The sequence below is a fragment of the Streptomyces sp. SAS_272 genome (genome assembly GCF_052543235.1).
The window spans coordinates 1-8,271 of sequence record NZ_JBMNDR010000166.1 but is presented as its reverse complement, the minus strand read 5'-3'; the positions used below and the strand labels follow the sequence as shown (position 1 = coordinate 8,271).

Annotated in this window: 7 protein-coding genes; 6 read left to right on the top strand and 1 reads right to left on the bottom strand. The window is 70.3% G+C overall.

Annotation, left to right across the window (positions count from 1 at the left end; all coding sequences use genetic code 11):
• The first annotated feature begins 316 nt into the window (after positions 1–316).
• The 6 genes from ACN6LD_RS41520 (at position 317) to ACN6LD_RS41495 (ending at position 7,577) form a co-directional block, all read left to right on the top strand.
• Positions 317–625, top strand: a complete 309-nt coding sequence (locus ACN6LD_RS41520; protein ID WP_003991275.1) for a hypothetical protein — start codon at positions 317–319, stop codon at positions 623–625.
• A gap of 200 nt (positions 626–825) precedes the next feature.
• Positions 826–1,674, top strand: coding sequence for a hypothetical protein (locus tag ACN6LD_RS41515; protein WP_445045868.1), 849 nt, complete (start codon positions 826–828; stop codon positions 1,672–1,674).
• Positions 1,664–2,989, top strand: coding sequence for a hypothetical protein (locus ACN6LD_RS41510; protein WP_445045867.1), 1,326 nt, complete (start codon positions 1,664–1,666; stop codon positions 2,987–2,989). The genes ACN6LD_RS41515 and ACN6LD_RS41510 overlap by 11 nt, the downstream gene beginning before the upstream one ends.
• A complete protein-coding gene (locus tag ACN6LD_RS41505) occupies positions 2,986–4,545 on the top strand; it encodes an SCO6880 family protein (protein WP_319193876.1) in 1,560 nt (519 codons plus the stop codon). The genes ACN6LD_RS41510 and ACN6LD_RS41505 overlap by 4 nt, the downstream gene beginning before the upstream one ends.
• Before the next feature lie 9 nt (positions 4,546–4,554).
• The gene (locus tag ACN6LD_RS41500) at positions 4,555–5,982 is read left to right on the top strand and encodes an ATP-binding protein (RefSeq protein WP_319193875.1); all 1,428 of its coding nucleotides are present in this window, start codon (positions 4,555–4,557) and stop codon (positions 5,980–5,982) included.
• Positions 5,983–5,996: 14 nt separating this feature from the next.
• Positions 5,997–7,577 carry a type VI secretion protein gene (locus tag ACN6LD_RS41495; protein ID WP_445045866.1) on the top strand — a complete coding sequence of 527 codons (1,581 nt, stop codon included), beginning with the start codon at positions 5,997–5,999 and terminating at the stop codon, positions 7,575–7,577.
• Here ACN6LD_RS41495 and ACN6LD_RS41490 read toward each other — a convergent pair.
• Positions 7,566–8,129: a GNAT family N-acetyltransferase gene (locus ACN6LD_RS41490; protein ID WP_445045865.1), complete on the bottom strand. Its 564-nt coding sequence runs from the start codon at positions 8,127–8,129 to the stop codon at positions 7,566–7,568. The two genes, ACN6LD_RS41495 and ACN6LD_RS41490, sit on opposite strands and share 12 nt — an antisense overlap.
• Positions 8,130–8,271 lie beyond the last annotated feature (142 nt).

Here is an 8,271-nt window from a genome sequence, read left to right as displayed (position 1 = left end):
GCGGCACCCAGCCGCGGCCCGTTCGCCCTTCGTCGTGAGAACATCGAAACGTACGCTCACCCGACCGGCCGTCAGAAACCGCACAGGGCCGTGAAGTGGGCTAACGACGGAACCACACCACGGGTTCCGCTCCGGCCTCGTTGCCCGGCGTGACCTGCCGTGATACACAGAGTGACCATACGAGCTATTCGTACGAATCCCGTCCGTCAATGACGCCAAGTCGACATACGACGGCGACTTTGTCGGCGAGAATGAGACGTGACCTCTGCACACCGGCAGAGGGCGGCGGAACTACCCACCAGGGGCGGTGACTTACATGCTGTTCGCGGCCGACAAGGGCGACATCAACACCATCATCGGCGGGATCGCTCCCGACTGGGGGCCCTTCGGCAGCCTGGGCAACGAGGCGAAGGTGATGATCGAGGTCGTGATGGCGGTCGCCATCCTCCTCTGCCTCGGCATCGCCATCTGGGGCGCGGCCAAACAGCGCATCGGCGCGACGGCCCTGCGGGACACCTTCAGTGCGGAACAGGGCAAGGGCCTCATCATCGCCGGGCTGACAGGCGTCTTCATCATCGGCTCCCTGGGGACGCTGTTCACGATCGTGTACGGCATGGCCGTGTAGCTGCGGCCACCGCAGCCCCCCAGTCCCGTCCGGGCACGCCCGGCCCCCCGTCCCCACCCACCTGTCGTGCCCACCGGCTGAGGTTGCGTTTCCCTGATGTCCCTGATGTCGAGTCACCACACCGCGCCCGCGCGGGAACCAGCACGGCTACCGTCGTACTGCTACGCGATCCGGTACGGCAACGAGGGGGCGTACCCGGCATGACTCCCGGCGACGAGAACGACTACGGCGAACCCACGCGCACCGACGAGGGCCACCGCTACGGCGGAACACGCCTCCGGCTTCCCGAGGACGACCCCTACGGCGGAGCCCGCAGAGGCGCGCGCGGCCCCTCGCGCAGCACGGTGACGGTGGTCGGCGTCGTGGTCGTGCTGATCGCGGCGATCGCCTTCGCGAACCGCGGAGGAGACGATTCCTCTTCCGGGTCCTCCGCTCCGACGGGCGGCGACAAGCCGAACGCCACCAGCACGACGCCCACGGGCACGAAGCCGGTGCAGTCGAAGACGGGCGGCATCCCCTCGGGCTTCGCCCACACCCGGCAGGGAGCAGAGTCGGCCGCCGCCAACTTCGCGGTCGCCCTGGGCTCGACCGGCATGTTCCAGAAGGACAGCCGGCACGACCTCGTCGACACGGTCTACACCACCACCGCAGCGGCCGCTCTGAAGGCCCCGATGGATCAGGCGTACTCGACCGACTTCCTCGCGAGAATGGGCCTCGACGCCGACGGCAACGCACCGAAGGGCGACACCTTCGTCTCGCGCGTGGTGCCGGTGGGCACGACCGCCCAGTCCTACTCCGCCGCGAGCGCCAAGGTCGCCGTCTGGTACCTGGGCCTGATCGGCATGTCCGGAACGACCTCCACCGACCCGGTCACCTCGTCTTGGAAGACCTGGACCTTCGACCTCCAGTGGACCGACGGTGACTGGAAGATCGTCCACGACGCACAACAGGACGGCCCCGCGCCGGTCCCCGGCGACGATGCAGCCGCCACGTCCGACGAGATCAGCAAGGCCATCGAGGAGTACGGAGGGTTCACCTATGCCCGGTAAGCCGCGCCGCCTGCTCCATCTCGCCGGAGTCGTGACAGCCGTCCAGACCTCGGCCGTGCTGCTGGCCACACGCGCCCTCGCGGCCCCGTCACCCACCCCGACACCCGCGCCGTCCGGCAGCCTCGACTGCAGTCTCATCCCCGGTGAGGCCAAGAAGTACTGCGAGAGGGGCAACGCGGGCTCGTCCACCACCAACCCCGGCGTCTCCGACACCCTCGACCCTCTCTCCTCCCTCGCCAAGGGCTGCGCCGACGCCGCCTCCTGGACCGTCGACAAGCTCAGCGCCGCCGTGAAGGACACGGCGAACGTCGACTTCACCAACGAGCGGTTCCTCAAGCAGTACGCGGTCGTCTTCGCCGCCTCGACCGTCCTGACGCTCCTGCTGTGGCTGCTGGCCGTCGCCAAGCGGGCGGTACGCGGAGTGCCCCTGACCACCGCCATCGGCGAAGCCGTCGGGTTCCTCTGGCTGACGGTCCTGGCCTCCGCCTTCACCCCCCTCGTCCTGTACACCGTCGTGTCCGCCACGGACGGCATCACGGACGTCCTCGCCAAGACGACCGGCAACCAGACCGACACGTTCTTCGGCACCTTCTCGCAGGCCCTCGCCAAGGGCGAGAACATCGGCGGCGGCCCGATCATGCTGATCGTCGTGTCCCTGGTGTCGATCCTCGCCGCCGGAGTGCTGTGGCTGGAGCTCGTCATCCGGGCGGCCCTGCTCTACGTGGGCGCGCTGCTCGGCACGGTCGTCTATGCGGGCCTGGTCGACAAGAACCTGTGGAGCCACGTCCGCCGCTGGGCCGGCATCATGATCGCCGTCATCCTCGTCAAACCGGTCATCGTGATAGTGCTCGGCCTGGCCGGAGCGCTGTCCTCCGCCGACGGCCCGGACTCCTTCTCCGCCGTCGTCTCCGGCCTCTCCATCATCCTGCTCGCCATCTTCGCCAGCGCGATGATCTACCGCTTCGTCCCCGGCTTCGGCGACGAGATCGCGAACGGCCGCAACAACCGCATCATGCAGGGGGCCGAGGGCAAGGCAGCCGCCGTCATCAGCTCCCCGGCGAACCTGGTCGCCCAGGGCATCAAGACGCACAGCACCCGCGCGGACAACGGCGGCTCGTCCGGGTCCGCCGGGGGCCGCCCGGCCAACCCGGTGTCCGGCGGGGTCGCCGCCCACAGTTCGCGCACCTCGAACGGGGGCGGCGGATCTGTCCCCTCCGCCGCACCCGCGCCCCGCGCGAGCAGCCCCGTCAACACCCCGCACGCAGGCAACACCCGAAACAGCAGCAACAACCGCACGGGAGGTGAAGGGCGTTGACGACTGATTCCCACGTGTCCCACGCGATCACGCCCCGCCGTACTTATCTGATCGGCCGCGCCCGGCCGAACGCGATCGTCGGCCGCAACCGCGAGTCCGGCGAGATCGCGCTCATCGTCATCGGCGCGTTCCTCGGCATGATGTGCGGCCTCCTCGTCCCCGTCCTCGCCCTGCGCATCGTCCTGCTGAGCGGCTTCCCCATGCTCGCGCTGGCCGCGGTGTACGTGCCGTACAAGCACCGCACCTTCTACAAGTGGTTCGAGATCAACCGCAGCTACAAGCGCACCCTGCGCCGCGGCACCACATACCGCTCGACGGCCTCGGAGGCCGGCACCCGCCTGGACGGCCAGGAGATCGAGGTCGGCCCCCCGCCGGGCATCGGCCGCATCAGCTGGCTGGCCGCCCCCTTCGGACCCGACGAGATCGCCGTCCTCCTGCACGCGGACCGGCGCACGGTGACCGCCGCCATCGAGATCGAGGGCCCGGGCGTCGGCCTGCGCGACAGCGAGGACCAGGAAGCTCTGGTCGACCGCTTCGGCACCCTCCTCAAGCACGTGGCCAACGGCGACGGCTTCGTCACCCGGCTGCAGATACTCGCCCGCACCCTCCCCGCCGACCCCGACGCCCACGCCAAGGACGTCGCCCTCCGCGGGGACGAGAAGTCCCCCGACTGGCTGGCCCGCTCCTACGACCAGCTCCAGTCCATGGTGTCCACCAGCAGCGAGCAGCACCGCGCCTACCTCGTCGCCTGTATGCACTACACCCGCGAACTGGCCGCCGAGGCCCACGCGATGGCCCGCGCCGCCCACCCCCGGGCGGGCCGCAAGCTGGACCGCGACGCCGGCCTCGCCGTCGTCATGGCCCGCGAGCTGACGGACATCTGCTCACGCCTCCAGGAGGCGGACATCCGCGTCCGCCAGCCGCTCGGCCAGGGCCGGCTGTCCTCCCTCGTCCACTCCATGTACGACCCGGACCACCCCATCGACCACATCCAGGCGATGACCAGGCGCAACGCCTGGCCGGCCGAGCTGGACGCCATGGAGCCGACGTACCTCCAGGCGAAGACCCGCGAGTCGTCCACCCGCGCCCCCTGGTGCCATGCCACGGCCTGGGTGAAGGAGTGGCCGATGACCCCGGTCGGCGTCAACTTCCTGGCTCCCCTGCTGGTCCACACCCCGGACGTCATCCGCACGGTCGCCGTCACGATGGACCTCGAACCCACCGAGGTCGCCATCGAGCGCATGCTGACGGAGAAGACGAACGACGAGGCGGAGGCCAGCCGCGCCGCCAAGATGAACCGGACCGTCGACCCGCGTGACGTCGCCGCCAACTCCCGTCTCGACCAGCGCGGCGAGGACCTGGCGTCCGGCGCGGCCGGCGTGAACCTGGTCGGCTACATCACGGTCTCCTCCCGCAACCCCGAGGCCCTCGCCCGCGACAAGCGGACGATCAGGGCGTCGGCCGGCAAGTCGTACCTGAAGCTGGAGTGGTGCGACCGGGAGCATCACCGTGCGTTCGTGAACACCCTCCCGTTCGCCACCGGAATCCGAAGGTAGGGGCTTCACATGCGGGACCCGATGTCCGTCCTCACCGACGCCTTCACGTCCTTCCTGTTCGGCAAGGTGGAGACGACCCGCCTTCCGGTCCGCACCTCCACCGGCCAGGCCCAGGCGGTCTACCTCCCCACGGCCGCCCCCGGCCTCGGCGACTCCGGCGTCATCATCGGCCGTGAGGTCTACTCCGGGAAGGGCTACATCTACGACCCCTTCCAGCTGTACGGCCAGCAGCTGCCCGCCCCGCACTGGCTCGTCCTCGGCGAGTCCGGCAACGGCAAGTCGGCCCTGGAGAAGACCTACGTCCTGCGCCAGCTCCGCTTCCGCGACCGTCAGGTCGTCGTCCTGGACGCCCAGGGCGAGGACGGCGTCGGCGAATGGAACCTGATCGCGCAGGCGCTGGGAATAACCCCCATCCGTCTGGACCCGATGGCCGCCCTCGACCACGGCATCCGCCTCAACCCCCTGGACCCGTCGATCACCACGACGGGCCAGCTCGCGCTGCTGCGCACGATCATCGAGGTGGCGATGGGCCACGGCCTCGACGAGCGCTCCGGCTTCGCGCTCAAGGTCGCCCACGCCTACGTCAACGAGACGATCGTCGAGCGCCAGCCGGTCCTCACCGACATCGTCGAGCAACTGCGCCACCCCGAACCGGAGTCGGCGGAGGCGATGAACGTCGCCATAGACGATGTGCGGGCCTGGGGCCTGGACGTCGCCCTGGTCCTGGACCGCCTGGTCGACGGCGACCTGCGCGGCATGTTCGACGGCCCGACGACGGTCGGCATCGACCTGGACGCCCCGCTGATCGTGTTCGACCTGTCCCACATCGACCGCAACTCGATCGCCATGCCGATCCTGATGGCGATCGTCGGGGTCTGGCTGGAACACACCTGGATCCGCCCCGACCGGAAGAAGCGCATCTTCCTGGTCGAGGAGGCCTGGCACATCATCAGCAGCCCGTTCGTGGCGCAGCTCTTCCAGCGGCTGCTGAAGTTCGGCCGCCGACTCGGCCTGTCCTTCGTGGCCGTCGTCCACCACCTGTCCGACGTGGTGGACGGAGCGGCGGCGAAAGAGGCCGCCGCCATCCTGAAGATGGCCTCCACCAGGACGATCTACGCCCAGAAGACGGACGAGGCGAGAGCGACGGGCCGGGTTCTGGGCCTGCCCCGCTGGGCCGTGGAGATCATCCCGACCCTCACCCCGGGCATCGCCGTGTGGGACGTCAACGGCAACGTCCAGGTCGTCAAACACCTGGTCACGGAGACGGAACGTCCGCTGGTCTTCACCGACCGCGCGATGACGGAGTCCTCCGCCGACCGCATCGCCGAAGACGACGCGCTGCTCGCCGCCGAGCTGGAACAGGAACGACGGGCGGCGGCCTTCATGGAACAGCACATCGCCGACCTGGACGGTTCGTCCGAGTCGACGGTGGCGTAGAGGGCGGGGTGGTCATGAGACCGGGTGACGGGCATCGCCACGACAGCCACGGCTCCGGCCGGGGCTCCGGGCAGGGAGGCATCCCCGACGGCCTGCTCGTCGGCATACTGGCCTTCCTGCTCGGCATGACGCTCCTCGTCTGGACGGCCACCGGACTGTCGGCCCTCCTCGCCCACGGTTCCTGGCCGTCCGGGGTCACCTTCACCCGCACCCCCCTGGCCATGCGCCATCTCATCGCCGAGCCCCACGACGTCCCCGGCGCCTGGCCCGACGCCGACGCCGCGCAGTTCTCCGGTTACGGCCTCTTCTGGGGCCTGCTGATCGGCCAGCTGATGATCCTGCTCGTGCTCACGGTGTTCGTGATGGGCACGCTGGCCCGCTGGCGGGCGGTACGAGCACACCGAAGGGCAGACGGGACGGCCCCCGTGCACGCCCCGGAGCCCCAGCACCACGAGGTGCCCACCCCGCGCACGGAGGCGACGCCGACCGAGTCGGTTCCGCTGGCGCAGTCCGTCGCCTCGGCCGTCCCGCCGGCGGACCACCAGACGGACCACCAGACGGACCGGCAGACCGTGCCGGCGTCCCCGCCCTCTTCCCCTACGGCCGAGCCGCCGCAGCCCGACGACGCCGTCCTCACGCCCGCCCACGGCTGGTCGCCCTCGCGCTCCGAAGGCGGGACGGTCCACTACGCGCCCCCCGCCGCCCGGTTCGCGCTCGCCTCCCAGGCCGTCCGGGACGCCGAGGGCCCGGCCCTCGTCCTCACCTCCGACCCCGCCCTCTGGCAGGACACCAAGGACGGCCGAGCCAAGCTGGGCCCGGTCCACCTCTACGACCCGGCTCACCGCTGCGACACCCCGGCCCGCCTCCACTGGTCCCCCACCGCAGGCTGCGAGGACCGTCCGACCGCGGCCTCCCGCGCGGCGGCGCTCCTCATGCCCGTGCGCCCCACGGCCCGCCTCGACCAGGCGGTGGCCGAGACGGCCGAGACCCTGCTCCGCAGCTATCTCCACGCCGCCGCCATCGACGGCCGCACGGTCCGCCATGTCCACCGCTGGTCCCAGGGCACCGGCGTCCAGGAAGCGGTCCGCGCCCTGCGCACGAATCCCAAGGCAGCCCCTGGTGCGGCCGGCGAGCTGGAAGCCGCGCTGACCGCCCACCCCGAACGCCGGGACATCGCCCAGGAGCTGACGGCCCGTGCCCTCTCCGCCCTCTCCACGGTGAACATCCGCGAGGCGTGCACTCCCAACCGAACTGATGCCCTCGCCTTGGATTCCTTCGTGGACGAAGGGGGCACTCTTTATGTGCTCGGTGAATCTCTCGAGGACCCCAGGACGAGCCCCTGCGCCATGCCCCTCCTGACGGCCCTCGTCTCCAGCGTGGTCGAGCGCGGCCGGCGCATGGCCGAACGGTCATCCTCCGGTCGCCTCGACCCACCACTGACCCTCGTCCTCGACGACGTGGCGGCCGTGGCCCCGATCCCCCAGCTTCCGGACCTCCTGTCCACCGGAACGGACCGGGGCCTGCCCACCCTGGCCCTTCTCCGCTCCCGCGAACAGGCCAGGGCCCGCTGGCCGCACCACGAACTACCGGTCTGACGCCCTGGGACGCTCGAGGGCGAACTCGTACTCGTTCTCCTGGGACTCCTCGCCCAGCAGCACGGTCCGCCCGGTCGGGACGAACCCCGCCTTGCGGTACGCCCCCTGAGCACGCAGGTTCCGCTCGTGCACGATGAGCCGCACCCGTTCCAGCCCCGACTCCCAGGCCCAGCCCGCGGCAGCGTCGAGAAGCGCCTGCAACATCCCGCTTCCCCGCCACTCCTTCCGCACGAAGACCCCGACGACATGCCCCTGCGACCGCTCGACGGGATGGCCGGCCCAGTCGACGCTGCCCGCCTCCTCCACGAGCACGGTGACCGTCCCCGCCCACTGCCCGTCCTCCGCCTCGGCGATGTACTGCCGAGCCCCGGTGGCTCCCTCGGCCGCCCCGGCGGCCCGCTCCTGCCAGAACGAGTCCGGCCGAGCCGCAGCCGTCTCGTACGTCTCCAGAAAGGCGAGCGGGGCCGCCGGATCCTCGAGCGCGAGCAACCGCAGCGCCTTGACCGAGGCCCACTCCTCCGGCCGCACCAACCGAACCACATACGTGTACATGCAAAGCACAGTAGTGCCTGGACTCCGGCTCGGAAATGCCTTTTAAACGCAGAAAACCCCCGTGCCGAATGGCACGGGGGTTTTCGCAATGATTGTTCGGCGGTGTCCTACTCTCCCACAGGGTCCCCCCTGCAGTACCATC